This window comes from Mucilaginibacter sp. GW821-FHT07H05, from assembly GCF_059418485.1.
Map to the genome: position 1 here is coordinate 790,683 of NZ_JBWKPY010000002.1, position 20,578 is coordinate 811,260.

Genomic DNA, 20,578 nt, shown 5'->3' on the forward strand with positions numbered 1-20,578 from the left:
CGCATAATTATGCATTTAGTATTTACATTAGTACGATGAACTTACAACATCTGTTGCCAACCCGGTCGGCCATTGCGCATTTGCGTTTTGTTTTTTCGTTGTTTTTGTTCCCGGTTTTTCTGTTTGCTTTAAGCCAGGCACCGGTTGTGCATTTTTTTAAGGCCATCGTCGTGTTTTTTATCTGGCATTTTTTGGCTTTCCCGGCCAGTAACGGTTATAACAGCTATTACGACCGGGACGAGGAAAGCATTGCCCTGCTAAAGAAACCGCCCCGAGTGGATATCAGCCTGTATTATTTCTCGCTTTTTATTGAATTGGTAGCCTTTGTGCTGGCCTACCTGTTTGTCGACTTATATTTTGCCTTCGCGGTGCTGCTTTACGGCATTATGTCTAAACTGTACAGCCACCCGTCTACCCGCTTAAAAAAATATCCCATTGTCAGCTTTTTGGTGGTTTTCTTTTTCCAGGGGGCGTTTATTTACTGGAGTACCTTTTTTGCCCTTAGCGGTGAAAGCCCGCTGGAGGGCTGGACCGATCACCTGATCATTGCCGGCGCCATCTGCTCCTGCCTTATCGGCGCATCATACCCGCTTACCCAGGTTTACCAGCATCACGAAGACCGTAAGCGCGGCGACAGGACATTGAGCATATTGCTGGGCTATAAAGGCTCGTTCATCTTCTCGGGCGCATTATTTGCCATCGGCTTGGGCCTGGTTTACTTTTACTGGAAACCCGGCGGCAACCTGCAGCCTTTTTATGTATTTGCCGGTTGCGCCGCGCCCATCTTCCTGTTTTTTAACTGGTGGTTTTATCGGGTTAGCCAATCGCGCCGCCATGCCAGTTTTACCAATGCCATGATCATGAATTTTTTGAGCGCTATTTGTATGATCGCTTATTTTGGCTGGCTGGTATGGAGGAAGTAATATTGTTGCTGCCGCAGGTTTAGCGCAGCGTAACCTGTGGTAAAAAATAAGGCAAGTTTTTAACTTGCAAAACCATGAGCAGAAATTATAAGTTTCACAATCAACAAAACCCGCATTTCGTCACCTTTTCGGTTATTAACTGGATAGATGTATTTACCCGGATAGCCTATCGTGATATTTTGCTGGATAGTATTAAGTTTTGTATGGCTAATAAGGGATTGGAAGTATACGCCTGGTGTATTATGAGCAACCATGTGCATATGATCATCGGTACCCAAAAAATGGAAATGCAGGGGATCATACGGGATCTTAAAAAGCATACATCGAAAGAAATTGTTAAGGCTATTCGTGAAAATCCGCAGGAAAGCAGAAAAAATTGGATGATATGGATGTTTGAGCGGGAAGGTAAGGGAAACCCCAATAACGAATATCACCAATTTTGGCAGCAGGATAGTCATCCGATAGAGTTGTTTAGCAACGAAGTAATGCAGCAGAAGCTCGATTATATTCACAATAATCCGGTCAAAGCTGGCTGGGTTGACCAACCCGAACATTATTTATACAGCAGTGCACGTGATTATGCAGATGGCAAGGGCTTATTAGATATTACTTTAATGGTTTAGGGTAAGTTAAAAACTTATCTGATTGCCTCCACAAGTTACGCTGCGCTAAACTTGCGGGAGCAATAAATATTATTTGGCAAATATTATCAGGCAAAATAAAACCACCGTCGTTTGCATGTCAAATAATAAACGTTTAGCTTTACTATAACCAATGCCTTAACTTACGCTTAGTTCCCCTTTAACTAACGCAAGGTAATTGCCAGGGGTGAATATAATTATAAGCCAATCCCTATCGTGCTATGCTAAATAAATTCACCGTTTCTGTAAAACTATACCTGCTGATATTTATTACAGCTATTAGTTTAATAGGATTAGGACTGTATGGCATTACCGACCTGGAGAAAATGAACAGGAATACCCAAACACTATATGCCGACCGGGTATTGCCATACAGGGAGCTATCCAATGTGCGTTTCGCGTATAACACCAATATCACCCCGATAGCCCAAAAAGTTAAAAACCGCGTACTTACTTTTAACCAGGCAAAAACCCGTGTGCTAAAGGCACAGGCGGTTATCGACAGCAACTGGTATAAATACAAACTTACCTACCTTACCGAGCAGGAAGCACATTTGGTTAACCAGGTGGATGCGATAAAGCGGGGAACAGACGAAGCCAGCCGGCAATTATTGGTTATACTGGCCCGGGGAGATATGCAGGCGCTGGATACACTTATCCAAAAGAATTTTTCGGCTGACCCGGCCCCCTTCTCCCTAAAGCTGAGCCAGCTGATGGATCTGCAAATTAAAATAGGTAAGGAGATATTCGACAGTAATAACCGGTTATACCACAACACCACAAAAAAATTCCTGCTGCTGATTTTCTTTTCGCTGGTCATCGCGCTTTCGCTTTCGTTCTACATCATTAAAAACATCAAAAACTTAATTAAGGATATTTTAACCGGCAACAATACGATTAAGGAAAGCGAGGAAAAATACCAGTCGCTGTTTGAGCAGGCTTCCGATGCGATATATGTAGTGAACCACAAAGGCAGCTTTACCAATGTAAATAACAGCATGTGCCAAATGACGGGCTACACCCGTGATGAACTATTGGTGATGAACCTTAACGATCTGGTAAATGCCGAGCTGCAAAAGATCAACCCCTTATGCCATACGATACTGAAACCCGGGGAAACCATTACCGGAGAGCGGAAATTTATCCATAAAAACGGGAATATTGTTGATATAGAGATCAACGGCAAAAAAATGACCGACGACCGGATGCTGGTCATATTGCGTGATATTACCTTACGTAAAAAAATGGAGGCGGAATTACGAAAGGCAGAATTGCGTTTCCGTACCCTGGCCGATAAATCGATGGTGGGGATCTACATTGTACAAAAAGGGGCATTTACATATGTTAACCCAAGGTTTGCCGAAGTTTTTGGCTACGAAGCACATGAGTTAATAGGCCGGGAACCCGTTGATGCTATTATACACGATAAATACCAGGCCGTATCTAACGAAAACATCCGTAAGCGTGTGGAAGGCGAAGCAGAAAGCGTGCATTACGAAGCCATGGGCAAAAGAAAGGACGGCAGTTCAAACTGGGTTGAGTTTTATGGCAGCGGGGTCATTTTTGACGATGAACCAACTATTATAGGATCGATGATTGATATTACCGAACGTAAGATGGCCGAAAACGAACTGCGCGAATCGGAACAGAAATACAAAATGCTATTTGATAGCAGCCCTATGCCTTTATTGATGGTAGCCAAAAACGATATGTCTATCATTGCCGCCAACCGCGAGGCTACCTACCTATATGGCTATACTAACGAGGAGTTATTAAACATGACCATAAAGGACCTGCGACATGTGGAAGATCAAGCGCTGGTTTGGGATAATTTTAAAGTAGACCTTCCCGCGCCTACCGATAGGGGCATATTCAGGCACGTTAAAAAAAATGGGGAAGAGATAAAAGTACAGGTAATAGCCCACGATATTGTATTTGAAGGTAAGGAAGTAAGGTTAGGGCTTTATAATGATTTAACCGAGAAAATTAAAGCGCAGGAAATCCATGAAAAAACAGAGGCTAACCTGCAAACTATTTTAAACAATACCGATACAGCCTACGCTTTGTTAGACAGTAACCTGAATGTGTTAGAGTACAATAACAAAGCCTTAATTTTTGCCCGGGCCGAATTTAACTTTAACCCCGAAAACGGCAGCAAACTATTTGATCATCTGCCTGAAAGCCGGCGCGCCCGGTTCTTTGAATATATTGATGATGTATTTAAGGGCAAAACCATTAGCTATGAGGTGATCTACGATCAATCGGGAGATAACATTTGGTATTATGTCAGGATGTTCCCTATATCCAACAAAGAGGACGAAATAATAGGGATGGTATTAGCCATAACCGATATTACCGAAAGGAAAGATGCCGAACAGCGTTTGCAACAAGCCTACGAACGTACAAAAGAACACATACAGATCATCCGTGAGATGGCCTGGAAGCAATCGCACATATTAAGAAGTCCCTTAGCTAATTTAAAAGGCCTGATAACTATCCTTCAGAAAGACCCGGGCGATGCCGAAGTAATGAACTTTATGGAAACCGAATTGGAACGGATGGATAGCGTTTTTACAGAAATGGCCGAAGACTCATCAAAAGATGAGATCGATTATTAGCAGGTTACTCCACCGTATTCATCAACCAATAGATCCGCTGTCTCCGTCTTATACCCATTCATTACAAATTATACTGCGCTAAAATTGCGGCAGCGGTTTCCAGATAATTAGCAAAATTTATTTGAAAAACAATATATTTGATTATAATTGTATATATGACATTTATAACCAATGGTGTCATCATTTTAATCTTTACAACCTTCAGTTATGATCACTAACAAAAAATGCCATTTTGTATTACTTGCTGTTACCCTGCTGTTTAACGCCGCGTTTGCGCAAAAAACAGCATCTCCCGGCAATAACAATAATCGGCTAACAGCAGGCGGTAAACCCATCAGCGCCGATTTGTTTGGTGTGTTTTTTGAAGACCTGAGCTACTCGGCCGATGGCGGGCTATATGCCGAACTGGTGCAAAACCGGTCGTTTGAGTATAGCGCCAGCGATAAAAAAGAGTGGCACCCGCTTACGGCCTGGGAATATACCACGCAGGGCTTTGGGTATGGTACCATATCTGTGGAAACAAGTCATCCGCTTAACGCTAATAATCCGCATTATGTGGTTTTGGATATTGACGATGCCGGGCAGGAGGGTGTAGGGATCACCAATGATGGTTACGATGGCATGGCCCTTAAAGCGGGCGAAAAATATAATTTCTCGGTTTATATCCATGTGCTTTCGGCCCGGGCCGTACCTGTACAGGTGTTATTGCGCGGGAAAAAAGGCATTGTGTATGGTTCGGCTACGTTCACCGCCCAAACCGGGAACTGGAAAAAATATAGCGCGGTGATGACCAGCAGCCAAAATGCCGATTCGGCGCGGTTGGTTATTGTAGCCAAAACACGCGGCAAGGTGGCTATGGACGAAGTATCGCTGTTTCCCGAAAACACTTATAAAAATCAATCGAATGGCCTGCGGGCCGATCTGGCCCAAACCATTGCCGGCCTGCAGCCAAAATTTATGCGTTTCCCCGGCGGCTGCCTGGTGCATGGCGATGGCCTGGGCAATATGTACCGCTGGAAAAACACCATCGGCCCGGTTGAACAACGGGTGCAACAGCGCAATATCTGGAATTACCATCAAAGTGTTGGACTGGGTTTTTACGAATACTTCAGGTTTTGCGAGGATATCGGCGCGAAGCCTTTGCCCGTCGTTGCGGCGGGGGTAAGCTGCCAAAACTCGGGCGGTACCTGGCGCATCGGGGGAACCGGGCAAAAGGCTTTGGCGGTAGCCGATATGAAAAGCTATATACAAGATGTGCTCGACCTGATCGAATATGCTAACGGCCCGGTAACATCAAAATGGGGCGCCAAAAGGGCCGCGGCCGGCCATCCCAAACCTTTCCATTTACAATATGTGGGCATAGGGAACGAAGACAAGCAAACTGACGATTTCAGGTCGCGTTTTAAAATGATCTATGATGTGGTGAAGCTGAAGCACCCGGAGATCATCATCATCGGTACAGTTGGGCCCGCCCCTTCGGGCGATGATTATGATAAAGGCTGGAAACTGGCCAATGAGCTGGCCATCCCGGTAGTGGATGAGCATTTTTACGAAACGCCCGAATGGTTTCTGCATAACAACAGGCGTTATGATAGCTACAGCAAATCAAAATCGCAGGTGTATATCGGCGAGTATGCCTCAAAAGGCAACGCCCTGCTCAATGCCATTGCCGAAGCCACCTTTATGACCGCTATTGAGCGTAACGGCGATGTGGTACGCATGGCATCATACGCTCCCCTGTTAGCTAATACCAGCCATACATCATGGAACCCCAACCTGGTTTATTTTAATAATAAAACGGTGGCGCCTACCATAAACTATTATGTTCAGCAGCTTTTCTCGGCCAACCAGGGCGATGTTTATTACGATAACGTGATATCATTTGCAGGCGGCAAGGCCCCAAAGGACTCGACCCTTGCGGCCTCGTGTGTAAAAGACAGCAAAACCGGCGATGTGATATTTAAAATAGTAAATGCCGGTCCGGCTGCCGCACAGGCCAATATCAATATGGCAAAGTTTAATGTCGCAGCTACCCAGGCCAGTTTACAGGTATTAACCGGCAACCCGAAAGATAAAAACACCATAACCGAACCGGGAAAAATAACACCGGTAACATCAAACAGGGCTACCGGTGCTTTAAGCGGTTATAGCGCGCCGCCTTATTCGTTAAGTGTAATACGGATAAAAACCAAAGGCTAATTGGGGAACCGTTCACCGATCTTTTCGGCCATCAGGCCCGTTGTCCAATAGGCTTTGCCTTTATTGTCATCGTTTAAAACCTGCGGAATTTCGCCGGGGCATAAAACAAACAAAGGGCCACGATCGCGGCCCTGATGTTAATTATATTTAATGTAACGTATTATTGATCAAACTTTACGCTGCTATAATTCGATTTAATAGTGATCACTTTATCGCTGTTCCCTTTGCCAATATGGCCTTTATACGTTTTAGACGAGCTCCAGGTTCTGCCATTATCTTCCGGGCTTTTGCTGGTAACGCTTACGCCGTTATCATAGGTAAAATCACCGTTATGAACGGTTACATCAAAATTGGCATTATCGTTACTTAATGAGCTTAACTTAACCGGTGCATAAGATGACGTAACCGATAAGTTTTTCAGGTTTTTAGCCAGGTTTGTGATCTGTACACCTTCGCCATAACGTACGTTAATTGTCCCCGAAGTACTGATGGTGCCAATTTTTGCCGGGCTGTAGTTTACCTCTGCGTTCAGTTTATCGGCCGATTGCAGGTTAAGGGTACCGTAGGATACCTTCAGGTCGCTGCCTACCAGGCTTTCAATATTCACATCACCATAGCGTATCACAATTACATTCTCCGGGTTAGCCAAAGCTTTAGTAGTTAAGCTGCCATAGCTGTTTTTAATATTTACCTTGCCCGATAGATCAGGTAATACAACAGAACCGTAACTGTTAGAAATAGTCAGCGCGCTTTTTGCCGGCATGTACACCACGTAATTTACAATGGTTTTGCGCACGGTGGTTTTACCATTCATGGTCATGGTACCCCAAAAGTTATTCTTGTGGTTCTCGTCGCCAATTACAGTAGTAAAATTAACGCCGTTATTATCCTTGCTGTCGCTAATTCTTACCTGGTCAAGCAGTTTTTGGGCATCATCGTCCTCGTTAGCATAAGCTTTAATTTCCACATCAACCTTTACTTCGTTTTTAGCCCAGGTATTTACGGTAACCTTGCCGAAGCGGTTATCTATCTGCAGCTTATCGTTGGCATCAATGGCATAGCTTTTAGTGTACGACTTTGTTTTTAGCTTGTATTCGCCGCTTTGCACTTTTTTCTCAAAATCAGCATCGTTACGGTCAAAGTTGAAGCGCATGCTTTGGCCGATAGCCTGAAACTTGGCGGCAAACTTTTGGTCGAAGCCTTTAAATGCTTCGGCATACTTCTTAGTTAATTCGGCGCTGTTCTTTTTCATTTCATCGGTACGCAATGCGCTCATTTCTTTTTGCAGCTCGCGCATTTGCTCCTGCAGTTTTTGCATTTTTTTACGATAAGCCGAATCTTGCATCAGGCTTGCATCGTTAAAATATAAGCCATTTATAGCAGCCATAGGTGCATGGGCGGTATAAACGCCTGTACCGTTAATTGATGCCAGAGGGGTAGAGTAGCTATATACCGAGGTTGCCTGCCCCGAACCTGCAGAAGCAGACGGCGCTGTTGCCTTTGACGGCGATGAAGAGGATGAAGAAGATGAAGAGGACGATTGCCCGTAGCTGTTAGTAATGGCGGCCGTAAGGCATACCAATGCCACGGCGGCAAGTTTATATACTTTTGATTTCATTTTGTTGTTCTTTAAATTCGTTAAATTGTTCAATTACATTTAGTTGCTGGTTCAGCACCTCGGTTTGTATTTGCAAGTTCCGGATCATTGCACGTAAAACACGTTCCTGGTTAGGGCTGGTGGCTAAATCATGGTTTAGTTTTTTATAGGTAGAATCCATTTTGGCTATTTCGGCGCTAAACTCCCGGGCCAATTCGGGGTTCGATTTGGTAAGCGTTTTCAGCTCCTTGCGTTTGTTGGCCACCATTGATGCATAATGCATACGCTGTTTGGCAAACTCGGGGTTAATGGCGGCATAATCAACGGCGCCTGCCCTTTGGTTTTTGATATACAGCACGAAGCTGATACCCATTACCATGATCACTATGGCGGCCACCCGCAAAACATATCCTAACGAAAACGTTTTTGCCTCGCGCTTTTTTGGCTGCTCAACCACCGGTGCTTCCTGAAATAATTTCGATTCGATATTATCCCATAAACCCTCACGTGGTTCTATCTCGTCAAATTCAACTTTGTTATTCCTGATAAAATCTTCTAATCGCTTGCTCATGCCACTAATCCTTTCTGTTTTAATATTTCACTTAACTTTCTTTTCGCCCTCAAAAACTGAGTACGCGATGTGTTTTCACTGATGTTTAATATCTGTCCTATTTCTTCGTGATCGTAACCTTCCAGTAAATAAAGGGAGATCACTACACGGTAGCCTTCGGGCAACTCTTTCATGGCGGCTTTTACCCGCTCTACCTTGTAAAGCATTTCATCCTGGTCTTCCGGCTCCTCGTCGGGTATGTTCTCCAGTTCGCCATCTTCCAGTTCGGCCCATTCCATTTTGCGCTTACGCAGCAGGTTAATAGCCTTGTGCACCACAATTTGTTTCAGCCATAGGCCAAAGGTTGTTTCCTGCCTGAAGTCCTTAATGCGGTTAAAGGCATCCAGGAAGGCTTCCTGCAAAACATCCTCGGCTTCGTCCATATTACCCACCACCCTAAAGGCAATGTTCAACATCGCTTTAGCGTACAGCTTGTACAGGTCGAAACAGGCTTTTTTACTTCCCTGCTTGCAATCTGCAACAAGCTGATAATGTTTATCTATATATACGGCTTCCAATCGTGAATCAGCTTTCATGTTAAATAGACGCAGGGATTTGCGCCGCGTTGCACGTAAGCCTAAAAAAAATTAAATATTTATTTGAAGGTAGGGATTGGACCGCTGATTTAGCGTGATTTTATTGATCTAAATACCTTGCGCTCGTTTGTAACGAGTGCTTAACGTGGTATAGCGATTTTATCGCGTGCAGATGCGTCACAGACGCAGACAGTATGAAGCACTCGTCACAGACGAGCGCAAGAAGAGCTAAACAATGACTTAATGACGATTTAAGAACGCATCAATAGCCGCCACAGCATGATCGTACCTGTTTTGTCCGATGCCCGATATTACTATATAATCGGCATTTAAGGCCTGTAGCTCTTTATGCCATACCTCCATAAAATGTTCACGCTGATTAGGGAAATCGCGCAGGGGGTCGTCCTGCCAGGGCAGGTTGATATCTAAAAGCAGGTATAAGTCATAAGGATGCCTGGGCAATTCATCAAGCACTACCTGCGGGGTATAGCCAAAAAAAGCGTCGCTCCATATTTTTACCGTGATAAAGGTGGTATCGCAGATCAGGATCTTGTTAGCTTTAGGCAGGTATGCCGCCTCCAAAGCTACTTGTCCGTGAAACATGTTCACTTCATCCTCAATCGTTGGGGGAGCGGTTAGCGCCTCGCAATAATCGCGCGCAAATTCGGGCACCCAAACCGTATGATAATGTTCGGCCAGATAAGCCGACATGGTAGATTTACCCGTTGATTCGGGCCCGACGATTGCTATTTTGAGCCCCCCCCGCCTCCTAAAGGGGGAGCTGGTTTCGGATTTCGGATGTTCGATTTCGGATTTACTCATTCTATAATACTCTAATCATTTGCATATCTGCATATTCGCACATCTGCACATTAACTCCCCCTTTAGGGGGCCGGGGGGCATGCTAACATCGCCACCTCTTCCCCTACCAAACTCCCCATGGCCACCCCCATGCCATTACACCGCACCGCGCAAAATATGCCGGGTTGCACTTCTTGAATAATAGGCGAGATCTCCTCGCCAAAACCCATAATCCCGCTCCACCAATAATCAACCTCAACCGACTGCCCGGGCACTACCATATCTTTTAAGTAATGTAATAATTGCTCCTTTACGCTAAAAGTAAGGCCGAAATCCCAGGTTTCCTCGGCTTCAAAATCCAGGTTACGCCCGCCGCCAAACAGGATGCGGTTGTTGATATCCCGGAAATAGTAATAGCCCTGGTTAAAATGATAGGTCCCCTTTAGTTTTAAACCGGCAATGGGTTTGGTTACCAGCACCTGCCCGCGACCCGGAACCACATCCAGTTGGGGGAATAGCTGGCTGGCAAATGCGTTGGTAGCTAATATCACCTTCCCTGCTTTAAAATTGCCTTGCGATGTTTGGATGCGGATGCCGGCATCTTCGTTCATGATCTCCTGCACCTCGCAATTATTCAGCACCATGGTATCGGTTTGATAAACCTTGTGCAGCAGGGTGCGCATCATATAGCCGGTATGGATCTGGCCTTCAAAAGGGTTATAGATCATCCTACCGATACCTTTAAAACCAAATCCGGCTATCTTGTCATCGGCAACAGCATACGTATTTTTATCCCCGGTAACGGGTTGCAGCAAATTGTTCAGGTAGCTGATCTGGCCGATACAATCATCCGCATGGGCAGCTTCGTTATCCATAAAAAGCTCGTAACCGCCGTATTGGTGATAATGAATATTTTCATCGCCCAGGTTTTGGCGCAGGCGTTGCAAGCCCCGCCATTTGTAATCCACCAGTTTTACAGCTTCTTCGGGCGATGACCGCCGGATACTTTCCAATTGCTCGGATGCCGTACCAAAACAGGCAAAACCCGCGTTTTTGGTGCTGGCGCCGCTGGGTAAAAAGCCACGCTCCAATACCAGTACACTCAAATGGGATTGTTCGCGCTTAATGGTCAGCGCTGCGCTCAGGCCAACCAAACCACTGCCAATAATAATCACATCGGCAGATCCCGTAAAGGCGGTTTGCTCCCAATAGGAGAAAGTATTGGCGCTTGGCATGCAACAAATATAACTAAATAGCCGTGTGCCGGGATAGTCCTGAAACAGAAAAGCACCCATCAACGACGGGTGCTTTTCAAGTATTTTTAGTACCCTCTCCTTGCGCCACCACTAAAGCTAAGGCGCACGTGGTTGGAGAGGGCAGGGTGAGGCTCTTAATTAAAACGGCAGATCGTCATCATCCGGTGCCGAGCTGATGTCAACCGGTGGTGCGTATTCTGGTGTGCTGGCAGCGCCGCCGCCGCTTAATACATTCAGTTTCCATAGTTGCAGGGTGTTGAAATACACTACTTTACCTGTTTTATCAGTCCATTTGCGGCCTTTCAGGTTAAAGAAAACCTCCACATCGTCGCCAACTTTAACAGCGTCTATCAGGCTGGTACGGTCTTGAATAGCTTCAAATTTCAGGTATTCAGGATATTGTGGGTTTTCAATATATTCGATGATCAGTTCTCTCTTTTTCAGCGAGTCGGTAACCTGTTGTGTAGCCGATACTTCGTAAACTTTGCCTTTTATCTCCATTGTGCTTATAATTAAAATGTAAAGTTAATAGATACGATGTAAAAAACACCTGTATATTATGTGTATTTTTGCAGATTAATATGCAAGTTTTCCACACCGAAAGTAAAATAGTAATAACCTGTAACAAAAGGCTGTCCAGTTACCTTGAACAAGAGGTAACCGAATTAGGCTTTAAACCTACCCGTGTTTTCCAAACCGGGGTTGAATTGCAGGGAACCGTTAACGATACCATAGCGCTGAATTTAAACCTGCGCACCGGCAGCCAGGTTTTATACCTGCTTAAAAGCTTCCACGCGGCCACGCCAAAAGAACTGTACGAGCAATTAATAGAAATTGCCTGGGAAGACCTGATTGATTTTACCGGCTATTTTTCGGTTACCAGTAACGTGAATAACGAGCACATCCTTACCCCGCTGTTTGCCAACGTAAAGGTAAAAGATGCCATTGCCGACAGGATAAAAGGTAAAAAAGGCCTGCGCCCAAACTCGGGCCCCGAACTGAATAAAACTGTGATCCACCTGTACTGGCAGGATGATAAGGCCGATATATTTTTAGATACCAGCGGCGAAACCCTGGCCAAACACAGCTACCGTAAAATACCGGGCAAAGCCCCTATGCTGGAAGCCCTGGCCACATCAACCATTATGGCTACCAAATGGGATATGAACAGCACGTTTATCAACCCCATGTGCGGTTCGGGCACGCTGGCTATCGAGGCGGCTTTGCTGGCTACCGATAAGCGGCCGGGATTGTTCCGCATGAACTATGGTTTTATGCATGCCATGGGTTATGATGAGAATGTGTTTTTTGTGGAGCGCCGTAAATTAAAAGACCGCGCCAAAAAGGAAACGGGCTTTAAAATTATTGCCACCGATATATCCGACGATGCTATTGATATTGCAAAAAAGAATGCAAATACAGCCGGAGTAGAACATTTAATTGATTTTGCTGTTTGTGATTTTGCGGACACGGAAGTGCCTGAGCAGCCCGGCGTAATTATGTTTAACCCCGAGTACGGCGAACGCTTAGGCGTTCATACCAAACTGGAGATAACTTATAAGCGTATTGGCGACTATTTAAAGCAGGAATGCAAAGGTTACCGGGGCTATATTTTTACCGGTAATGCCGACCTGGCTAAAAAAATAGGCTTGCGCCCTGCCCGCAGAATTGAGTTTTACAATGGTAAGCTGGATTGCCGCCTGTTTGAGTACGAATTGTACGACGGCAGCAAACGCGAACCCAAACCGGAAGAGTAACAAATGAAAAAATTGATCTTAATGCTGATGGCTGCTATGTCGTTCGGCTATGCAATGGCCCAGGATGAAATGGATTTCCCTTTCCAGGGTGGTAACAGGGTAATGGCTGATTATTTTGCCAACACCGTTAAAGTTACCGAACTGATTCAACAACGCGCGGCCAACGGATTGGTGGTGATGAAATTTACATCGGACGAGAAAGGCAGTGTCATCAAAATGGTGGTTTATTATGCCGATGATGCCAGCCTGACCGAACCCGTGATTAAAGCGCTTAAAGCTACAAATGGGAAGTGGATCATCCCCGCCAAACAAAAATCATACGATTTCCTGATCCCTTTCGCTATTAACATTGATGCCCCTAATGCAAAGGCATCTAAAGCTATGCTGCAATATTATAACAGCCGCAGCCCTATTATAGCTACCGACCAGATCCCCTTAAATACGGTTTCGCTATTGCCTACAGTGCAGATAAAATACACCTATGTGCCGCCTGTACCGGTTAAAAAGGCGGGCAATTAAGTAACGTAATCAATAACTCATTTTCCATCAACAGGATACCTAAGGCCATTTTTCAAAAAAAATTATTTTTATTACGGAAATCCAGGCCCAAACTAATTTCGTTTATACCCATTTACAAAGCTTGATCATGAAAGAATTGCTGGAAAATAAGATCAGAACAGTAGCCGTCAACATCAGAAAAATCAGGGAATCAAAAGAGTATACGCAGGAGTATCTGGCCGCCAAGCTGGCCATATCACAAAACGCGTACAGCAAAATTGAATTGGGCTACACCAAAATAACTATTGAAAGGCTTTTTCAGATTGCCCAGATCCTGGAAGTTGAACCTGTTGATCTGCTCGATTTCAATACGGATAAATTACTGCAGTTAGTTAACGCTTAAACGGCCCTGACACCCGCCGTTGAATTTTAGCCGCCGCAGTGATACCTGGGCGGGGGCAACAAGCATAATAAATTATTAAAAGCTTTGTGCTCTTTGTGTTAGCCGTCCTGCAATTTCTTTGCGTGCTTTGTGGTTAAATAACACCCTGTTTTGGTCAACATCGCAAAGCCATAATGGGCAATTATTTAAAAATTTTCTGTCTGTTGTATTAGCCATCCTGCAATTTCTTTGTGTATTTTGTGGTTAAATACTAAACAAATGCATCCTCATCACCTGATAGAACAAACCCAGAACTACGTAAAGCAAACCCTGCAAAACGCCGAGGGCGGTCACGATTGGTGGCACATTCACCGCGTGTGGACCAACGCCAAACGCATAGCCCAAACCGAGCAGGCCGATTTGCTTACGGTTGAGCTGGCTGCACTGCTGCATGATATTGCCGACAGCAAATTCCATAACGGTGATGAAGAGATTGGTCCGCGCACAGCTACCGCCTGGTTGAAAAATATCGGTGCAGATGCCGCGGTGATAGATCATGTAGAGCAGATCATCAGGCATATGTCCTTCAAATCGGGTTTTGATCAAAACCCTTTTTACTCGATAGAAATGGGCATTGTGCAGGATGCCGACCGGTTGGATGCTATTGGCGCCATTGGCATTGCCCGAGCATTCACTTATGGTGGTTTTAAAGGGCGAGAGATCTATAATCCAGAGATCGCGCCCAACTTAAACATGACCAAAGAAGAATATAAAAACACGGTTGCACCTTCCCTTAATCATTTTTACGAAAAACTGCTATTATTGAAAGATAAAATGAACACCACAACCGGCAGGCAGCTGGCACAGCAACGGCATGATTTTATGCTGGCCTACCTCAATCAGTTTTATATGGAAGTAAGATAATTAACAGCCACAAATACCCCCGATATATATATGAAAAAACCAATACTTTTTGCAAGCCTTTTAACCATTGGATCGGCAGCCCTGGCGCAGGACACGGTTAAACAGCAACGGTTCAGCCTGCATTTTCAGCAAACCATTATTACGCAAAGTAAGCCCGCCTTCAGCGCTAAATACAGCGGCGATAACAGTTTGCTTACAGGAGACGAAACGCAAACATCACTCACCACCACTTTTTACGGCGGCGCACGGCTTTGGAAAGGCGCGCAGGTTTTCTTCAATCCCGAAATGTCGGGCGGGGCGGGGCTGAGCAAAACCCTTGGCGTAGCCGGTTTCCCCAATGGCGAAACTTTTCGTGTGGGCGGCGATGCGCCTAAGATCTATATAGCCCGCTTATACTACACCCAAAATTTTGAGTGGGGCAAGGATAAAGATGCGGTAGATGATGATGCCAATCAAATAGCAGGCACCCTAAGCCAGCGCCACTTCAGCTTTACCATAGGCAAGTTTGGCATGGCCGATTATTTTGATGGCAATAGTTTCAGCCACGACCCGCGTACACAGTTCATGAACTGGTCGCTGATGAGTAACGGCGCCTGGGATTATCCGGCCAATACCCGCGGTTATGTAATGGGCCTGTATACCGAGTTTGCCCAGCCCAACTGGACCTTGCGTTTTGCCTACACCATGGTGACTACCGAAGCCAACGGCGCTACCTGGGATAGCAAAATTGGCAAAGCCAACTCGCAAACGCTGGAGTTTGAAAAGCGCTATTTACTGGGCGGACAAAAAGGCGCGTTCCGCGTTTTAGGCTTTAATAATAACGGTAAAATGGGCAGTTATCAGGATGCCCTTACCCGCAAGCCCATAAACCCCGAAGTAGATACCCTGCTCAGCTACGGGCACCGTAAATATGGCTTCGGTATTAATGCCGAGCAAAATGTAAACAAGGATTTGGGCGTATTTGCCAAGATCAGCTATAATGATGGTAAAACCGAAACCTGGTTTTTTACTGAGATAGACCGCTCGTTTAGCTTAGGTGGGGTACTGAAAGGCACATCATGGAAACGTGCCGATGATGAGTTAGGCTTGGCATTTGTAGCCAATGGCATCAGCAAACCACATCGCGATTATTTGGCAGCCGGCGGCTACGGCTTTATTATTGGCGATGGCAAACTCAACTACGGTACAGAAATGGTGGCCGAGATGTATTATAAAATTAACGCCCTGCAAAAAAAGATTTGGCTAAGTCCGGGGTACCAGTTTATTGTAAACCCCGCCTATAATAAAGACCGCGGCCCGGTAAACGTGTTTTCGGTAAGGATGCATGTGGAGTTTTAAATGGGTCGATATAATAAACCCATTGTCATTGCGAGGAGCGGCGTGGGAGAGTGAGTGAGGGCGACGCGGCAATCCCGTAGCTATGCAATTGTAAACGTGCTACGAGATTGCCGCGCTATCGCTCGCAATGACAAGAATTTTAACGTCATTCCCCCAAAGCAGCCGTGGTGATACACTATTCGCCCCGGTTTAACAGATCGGGCCTGCGTTGCCGGGTACGTTCCAGCGCCTGTTCAAAGCGCCACTTTTCAATTTCTGGGGTATTTCCGCTTAACAGGATATCGGGCACCCGGTGGCCGTTCCACTCAGCGGGACGGGTATATACCGGCGCATCCAGCATATCGTCCTGGAACGAATCGGACAGGGCCGATGTTTCATCAGATAACACCCCGGGAATCAACCTTACCACGGCATCAACCACAATAGCGGCAGGCAGTTCGCCACCCGAAAGCACGTAGTCGCCAATAGAGATTTCGCGGGTAACAAACAGATCGCGGATGCGCTGATCGATACCTTTGTAATGCCCGCAAAGCAACATCACATTTTGTTTGATAGATAATTGGTTGGCTATGCCCTGGTTCAGCGTTTCGCCATCCGGACTTAAAAAAATGATCTCGTCGTAATCGCGTTCGGCCTTTAGTTTTTCAATACAGGCGGCAAAGGGTTCAATCGTCATTACCATGCCGCTGCCGCCGCCGTAGGGGTAGTCGTCCACACTTTTTTGCTTGTTGGTGGCATAATCGCGCAGGTTATGCACGTGTATTTCGGCAATGCCCTTTTTTTGCGCCCGCAGTAAAATGGAGTGTGCAAAAGGGCTTTCCAGCAAACCCGGCAAAACGGTGATGATATCAAAACGCATGGGGCAAAGATACGTTTTGTAGTCGGGAAGTCCGAAAGACAGAAAAGGAAGTCGGGAAGTCCGAAAGACGGAAAGTCCGGAAGATAGAAAAAGACGTCGGGAAGTCCGGAAGACGGGAAGTCCGAAAGACAGAAAAGGAAGTCGGGAAGTCCGAAAGATTGCAGGTTAAAACGCGCGATCCTGTCTTTCGGACTTCCGGTCTTCCCGTCTTTCGGACTATCTCACTACCCCTCCCAATCGGGCGAGGCGGGGATGCGGCACTGGATGGTCCAACGGTGGCCGAATGGGTCTTGCAAATCGCCCTGGCGGTACCCGTACTCAAAATCGGTTACCGGCGATAGGATAGTTGCGCCGGCCGCTACAGCCTGATTAAATACGGCATGCACATCATCCACCATTAAGCCGAGGGTTACAAAGCCGCGGTGCTGGTCCGGGTTAAATGTATCTGTGCGCGGCATTATTTCGTGCAGGTGGAACAGGGCATCATCTATGGCGAACTCGGCCACATGTACGCTGCCGTCGTCATTGTTTATGCAAAAATGTTCAACTGCGCCGAAGGCATTTTTGTAAAAATCGATATCGGTTACCCCGTTACGGATAGTCAGCATGGGGGCAAAGGATACCCCCCGGCCCCCTGAAGGAGGTGTTGAAGTTTGATCGGTCATATCTTTACTCAATTAACATTCATTGATTAATTTCCTATTCCCCCTTCAGGGGGTTAGGGGGGTCAGTCGGTTTCCTCTAATTTAAAAATTTCTTCAACAGGTTTTTCAAAAACCCGTGCAATTTTTAGCGCCAGTACCGTTGAAGGCACATAGCGGTTACTCTCGATAGTATTAATGGTTTGGCGCGACACGTTGACCAGCCCGGCCAGATCGGCCTGGGTAATGTTTTTTATGGCGCGCTCAACGCGGATGTTGTTTGTCATAATAACAGGCCAAATTTAGTTTAATGAACGGTTTAAACGATACAGCACCCATCTGAAACGGATAATAAAGAAAATGAGCGGCACCCACAAATTCAGGCGTAAAACATCAATCATATCTATACCCGTAGTAAATACCAGGCTGATGATCAGGATGAGGTAGTTCAGATAAAGCGCCCATTGCAACGAGTCGAGCCGTAATTGCGAGATATGCTCGTCTTCCACCTTTTCTTTAGAAAATGCCACCATCAGCAGGCCGATAACAATCATTACATAGGTTAAGATAAAAAATACGTGGTGATGGTTAAAGAGGCTGGTATCGTTATCATCAAAATGGATATGCATCAATTGCAAGAGATGCATTAGCGGGAAATGGACAATGATGATTAAAGCCAGCCCGACGAATTTAAAAGAATAGGGAAAAAGGAAACGTGTTTTCATTTTTTGTAAAGTTTGTTTTATCAAATGTAAAACAAACTTTACAAATGTCAAATATATTTGACAAAATATATTTTTGTACAACATTCGAAATCCCTTAAGTTTGGTTAACAATCTAAAAAATGGATTACGATTTATTACGTCAAAAGATAACAGAACTTAAATCAAAGTATAATTTAACAGATTTTACCTTTGATGCAGAGTGTATTTACGATAAAGGGGATTTATCTCACCTGATCCAAAGTATTATAAATACCACATTATCCGGATATGGCATAATTATCACTGAAGAACTCTCAGAAGACGGGCAACAGTATATAGTCACCTTATCAACCAGGGCCAGGCAGATGCGCATTGTTGCGGACACTTTTTCTGACTGGCTGCCCGATACTTTCTTCATGGAAATGGAAAGCATCCCACTGTTTTTTGAAACGGGGCTTTGTTATTACAGCATTAACCCCGCAATTGGATTAACAGGGCAGGAAGCCTGGTATTTTTGCGGAACCGAAACCGATTTAAAAGCAGCCCGCAGGGAAGGTCTCCCGTTAATTTACCCCGGCGAAGATCCAACAGAGACAGCAGAGTTTAAGAATTGGAATTAATTACTCCAAATAAATATCCAGCAAACCTACCGGTAAATCAACCGTTACGATATTCTTTACCACATCAATACCTTTAATGGTGCTTTCGTTTAACGGGAAAAGGATTTCGGTGCCCTTATAATCGCAGGCGGCAATAATTTGCTGTGGGTATTGGTGCACTTCGGTAATGATGCCCAGTTCGCCTTCATCCACGTCAATAGCTAAAAAACCCTTCAGATCGAACAGGGTAAACTCTTCCTTTTTCTTTTTAGGTTTTATTTTGTTGGGCAGGTAAACGTCCTTTTTTAATAGCGCGCTGGCTTTTTCAATGGTATCCACATCTTCCAGGTAAACGTAGGCCGTGTTTTTAAGTCCGGTTTTATAAGCTGCCACAAAGTAGGGCACCAGCTTGCCGGATATATCAATAAACAAGGCGTTAAATTTAATGTCCTCCAGCCCGTCAAAATCAACATATAACTGCATTTCGCCTTTCAGGCCTTTGGTTTTGCCAACGGTGGCTACCTTAAAATGGTCGGTGAATTTCATTGTTGTGTTGTTGTTATGGTGGCGATTTAACCACAATCTGTAAGAACCGTCATCGCGAGTCGCTTCTATCAGCGATGTGGCGATCCCCGATTAGCAGATCCGCTCTGCTTGCCGGGGATTGCCACGCTATCGCTCGCAATGACGCGGTACAGTACTTGCAGGTATGCTAAACAAAAATAGCCCCGATCATGATCGGGGCTATTTTTAATGCTTTTTAATCGATGATTATTCAGCGCTTTCTGCAGCTTCGTCAGCAGCTGGTGCTTCTTCAGCAACCGGAGCTTCTTCAACCTCTGCAACTTCTTCGGCTGGTGGAGTGTTTTTAGCGGCAATAGCTGCTGCTTTTTCTTCCTTCTTTTTAGCTTCAGCGGCTAAAGCTAATTTCTTAGCTTCGTCTTTAGCTGATGTTAAAGAGTCTTTTTTACCGGTGATCTTGCCTTCTTTACCTTCTAACCAGGCAGTGAATTTTTCTTCAACCTGCTCTGCGGTTAAAGCGCCTTTCTTTAAGCCGCCTTGTAAGTGTTTTTTGTATAATACACCTTTGTACGACAGGATTGCACGGCAGGTATCGGTTGGTTGTGCACCATCGTTCACCCAGTCAAGCGTTTTGTCAAAGTTAATGTCGATAGTAGCCGGATTGGTGTTTGGGTTGTATGAACCTAAACGCTCAATAAAGCGACCGTCTCTTGGAGCGCGGGAATCCGCTACCACGATGTAATAAAAGGGTTTACCTTTTTTACCGTGTCTTTGCAGTCTGATTTTAGTTGCCATTTTTAATTTTTATGTATTCAACATTGCCCCCGGAGTATTCTGCGGGGCTGCAAAGGTAATTATATTATTAATAACCTGCAAATGATTATTAATCAATGTTGTGAGATGCGGCGTTGGTGGCTATTTAACCACAAACGGCCTCACCTAAATACTTTCTAAAGAGTAATAACCTATGAATAGACATTTTAGGGTAGCCCCTGGCCGGGGCATTATGGTTCTGTGACGTTTTCTACAAACAGGTAGTCCCTCTGGGACATAGAACCAGGCTTACCCATCCATATTCGATGATGCTGCTATGCCCTGGAGGGGTTACCTGTTTGTAGCATGGAAGAAGGAAAAGGGATTGTCCCCAGCGGGGACTACCCATATAAACTCATA

General features: G+C 45.3%; 22 protein-coding genes. 10 read left to right on the forward strand and 12 right to left on the reverse strand.

The window, feature by feature from the left end; all coding sequences use genetic code 11:
• Positions 1 to 35: 35 nt before the first annotated feature.
• The 4 genes from AC07M6_RS07560 to AC07M6_RS07575 all read left to right on the forward strand — a co-directional run bounded on the left by AC07M6_RS07560 (position 36) and on the right by AC07M6_RS07575 (position 6,381).
• Positions 36 to 923 (forward strand): UbiA family prenyltransferase, encoded by an 888-nt coding sequence (locus AC07M6_RS07560; RefSeq protein ID WP_494888384.1) that lies wholly within the window; start codon positions 36 to 38, stop codon positions 921 to 923.
• A gap of 74 nt (positions 924 to 997) precedes the next feature.
• Positions 998 to 1,546 carry an REP-associated tyrosine transposase gene (locus tag AC07M6_RS07565; RefSeq protein ID WP_494888385.1) on the forward strand — a complete coding sequence of 183 codons (549 nt, stop codon included), beginning with the start codon at positions 998 to 1,000 and terminating at the stop codon, positions 1,544 to 1,546.
• 239 nt (positions 1,547 to 1,785) lie between these two features.
• The gene (locus AC07M6_RS07570; protein ID WP_494888386.1) at positions 1,786 to 4,182 is read left to right on the forward strand and encodes a PAS domain S-box protein; all 2,397 of its coding nucleotides are present in this window, start codon (positions 1,786 to 1,788) and stop codon (positions 4,180 to 4,182) included.
• A 207-nt stretch (positions 4,183 to 4,389) separates the two neighbouring features.
• The gene (locus tag AC07M6_RS07575; protein WP_494888387.1) at positions 4,390 to 6,381 is read left to right on the forward strand and encodes an alpha-L-arabinofuranosidase family protein; all 1,992 of its coding nucleotides are present in this window, start codon (positions 4,390 to 4,392) and stop codon (positions 6,379 to 6,381) included.
• Between the two features lie 160 nt (positions 6,382 to 6,541).
• Here AC07M6_RS07575 and AC07M6_RS07580 read toward each other — a convergent pair whose 3' ends face one another.
• From AC07M6_RS07580 to AC07M6_RS07605, 6 genes are all read right to left on the reverse strand, one after another.
• Positions 6,542 to 7,999: a DUF4097 family beta strand repeat-containing protein gene (locus AC07M6_RS07580; protein ID WP_494888388.1), complete on the reverse strand. Its 1,458-nt coding sequence runs from the start codon at positions 7,997 to 7,999 to the stop codon at positions 6,542 to 6,544.
• The gene (locus tag AC07M6_RS07585) at positions 7,980 to 8,549 is read right to left on the reverse strand and encodes a hypothetical protein (protein ID WP_494888389.1); all 570 of its coding nucleotides are present in this window, start codon (positions 8,547 to 8,549) and stop codon (positions 7,980 to 7,982) included. The genes AC07M6_RS07580 and AC07M6_RS07585 overlap by 20 nt, the downstream gene beginning before the upstream one ends.
• Entirely contained in the window at positions 8,546 to 9,124 is a 579-nt protein-coding gene (locus AC07M6_RS07590; protein WP_494888390.1) for an RNA polymerase sigma factor, read from the reverse strand. Before AC07M6_RS07590 ends, AC07M6_RS07585 begins: the two co-directional genes overlap by 4 nt.
• 240 nt (positions 9,125 to 9,364) lie before the next feature.
• A complete protein-coding gene (locus AC07M6_RS07595) occupies positions 9,365 to 9,946 on the reverse strand; it encodes an AAA family ATPase (protein ID WP_494888391.1) in 582 nt (193 codons plus the stop codon).
• A 62-nt stretch (positions 9,947 to 10,008) separates the two neighbouring features.
• Positions 10,009 to 11,160: an NAD(P)/FAD-dependent oxidoreductase gene (locus AC07M6_RS07600; RefSeq protein ID WP_494888392.1), complete on the reverse strand. Its 1,152-nt coding sequence runs from the start codon at positions 11,158 to 11,160 to the stop codon at positions 10,009 to 10,011.
• A gap of 159 nt (positions 11,161 to 11,319) precedes the next feature.
• Complete coding sequence (locus tag AC07M6_RS07605) at positions 11,320 to 11,682, reverse strand: DUF3127 domain-containing protein (RefSeq protein ID WP_494888393.1); 363 nt, start codon at positions 11,680 to 11,682, stop codon at positions 11,320 to 11,322.
• Between the two features lie 80 nt (positions 11,683 to 11,762).
• Here AC07M6_RS07605 and AC07M6_RS07610 point away from each other — a divergent pair, with 80 nt between their 5' ends.
• The 5 genes from AC07M6_RS07610 (at position 11,763) to AC07M6_RS07630 (ending at position 16,080) form a co-directional block, all read left to right on the forward strand.
• Positions 11,763 to 12,938 (forward strand): THUMP domain-containing class I SAM-dependent RNA methyltransferase, encoded by a 1,176-nt coding sequence (locus AC07M6_RS07610; protein ID WP_494888394.1) that lies wholly within the window; start codon positions 11,763 to 11,765, stop codon positions 12,936 to 12,938.
• 3 nt (positions 12,939 to 12,941) lie between these two features.
• Positions 12,942 to 13,457: a hypothetical protein gene (locus AC07M6_RS07615; protein WP_494888395.1), complete on the forward strand. Its 516-nt coding sequence runs from the start codon at positions 12,942 to 12,944 to the stop codon at positions 13,455 to 13,457.
• A 127-nt stretch (positions 13,458 to 13,584) separates the two neighbouring features.
• Entirely contained in the window at positions 13,585 to 13,839 is a 255-nt protein-coding gene (locus AC07M6_RS07620) for a helix-turn-helix domain-containing protein (RefSeq protein ID WP_494888396.1), read from the forward strand.
• A 258-nt stretch (positions 13,840 to 14,097) separates the two neighbouring features.
• Positions 14,098 to 14,742: an HD domain-containing protein gene (locus AC07M6_RS07625; protein WP_494888397.1), complete on the forward strand. Its 645-nt coding sequence runs from the start codon at positions 14,098 to 14,100 to the stop codon at positions 14,740 to 14,742.
• 30 nt (positions 14,743 to 14,772) lie between these two features.
• Positions 14,773 to 16,080: a carbohydrate porin gene (locus AC07M6_RS07630; protein ID WP_494888398.1), complete on the forward strand. Its 1,308-nt coding sequence runs from the start codon at positions 14,773 to 14,775 to the stop codon at positions 16,078 to 16,080.
• A 175-nt stretch (positions 16,081 to 16,255) separates the two neighbouring features.
• Here AC07M6_RS07630 and trmD read toward each other — a convergent pair whose 3' ends face one another.
• The 4 genes from trmD to AC07M6_RS07650 form a co-directional block, all read right to left on the reverse strand.
• A complete protein-coding gene (trmD, locus tag AC07M6_RS07635) occupies positions 16,256 to 16,939 on the reverse strand; it encodes a tRNA (guanosine(37)-N1)-methyltransferase TrmD (RefSeq protein WP_494888399.1) in 684 nt (227 codons plus the stop codon).
• A gap of 224 nt (positions 16,940 to 17,163) precedes the next feature.
• Positions 17,164 to 17,604 carry a VOC family protein gene (locus AC07M6_RS07640; RefSeq protein WP_494888400.1) on the reverse strand — a complete coding sequence of 147 codons (441 nt, stop codon included), beginning with the start codon at positions 17,602 to 17,604 and terminating at the stop codon, positions 17,164 to 17,166.
• 62 nt (positions 17,605 to 17,666) lie between these two features.
• Positions 17,667 to 17,867, reverse strand: a complete 201-nt coding sequence (locus AC07M6_RS07645; protein WP_494888401.1) for a helix-turn-helix transcriptional regulator — start codon at positions 17,865 to 17,867, stop codon at positions 17,667 to 17,669.
• Between the two features lie 15 nt (positions 17,868 to 17,882).
• Positions 17,883 to 18,305, reverse strand: a complete 423-nt coding sequence (locus AC07M6_RS07650; protein ID WP_494888402.1) for a hypothetical protein — start codon at positions 18,303 to 18,305, stop codon at positions 17,883 to 17,885.
• Positions 18,306 to 18,424: 119 nt separating this feature from the next.
• On the opposite strand from AC07M6_RS07650, the gene AC07M6_RS07655 reads away from it, so the two are divergent.
• Positions 18,425 to 18,904: a hypothetical protein gene (locus tag AC07M6_RS07655; RefSeq protein WP_494888403.1), complete on the forward strand. Its 480-nt coding sequence runs from the start codon at positions 18,425 to 18,427 to the stop codon at positions 18,902 to 18,904.
• On the opposite strand, the gene rimM is transcribed toward AC07M6_RS07655, so the two are convergent.
• Together rimM and AC07M6_RS07665 are read right to left on the reverse strand one after the other, a co-directional pair.
• On the reverse strand, positions 18,905 to 19,429 hold the full coding sequence (gene rimM / locus AC07M6_RS07660) for a ribosome maturation factor RimM (RefSeq protein ID WP_494888404.1): 525 nt from the start codon (positions 19,427 to 19,429) through the stop codon (positions 18,905 to 18,907).
• Between the two features lie 225 nt (positions 19,430 to 19,654).
• Positions 19,655 to 20,200: a 30S ribosomal protein S16 gene (locus AC07M6_RS07665; RefSeq protein ID WP_494888405.1), complete on the reverse strand. Its 546-nt coding sequence runs from the start codon at positions 20,198 to 20,200 to the stop codon at positions 19,655 to 19,657.
• Between the last annotated feature and the right edge of the window lie 378 nt (positions 20,201 to 20,578).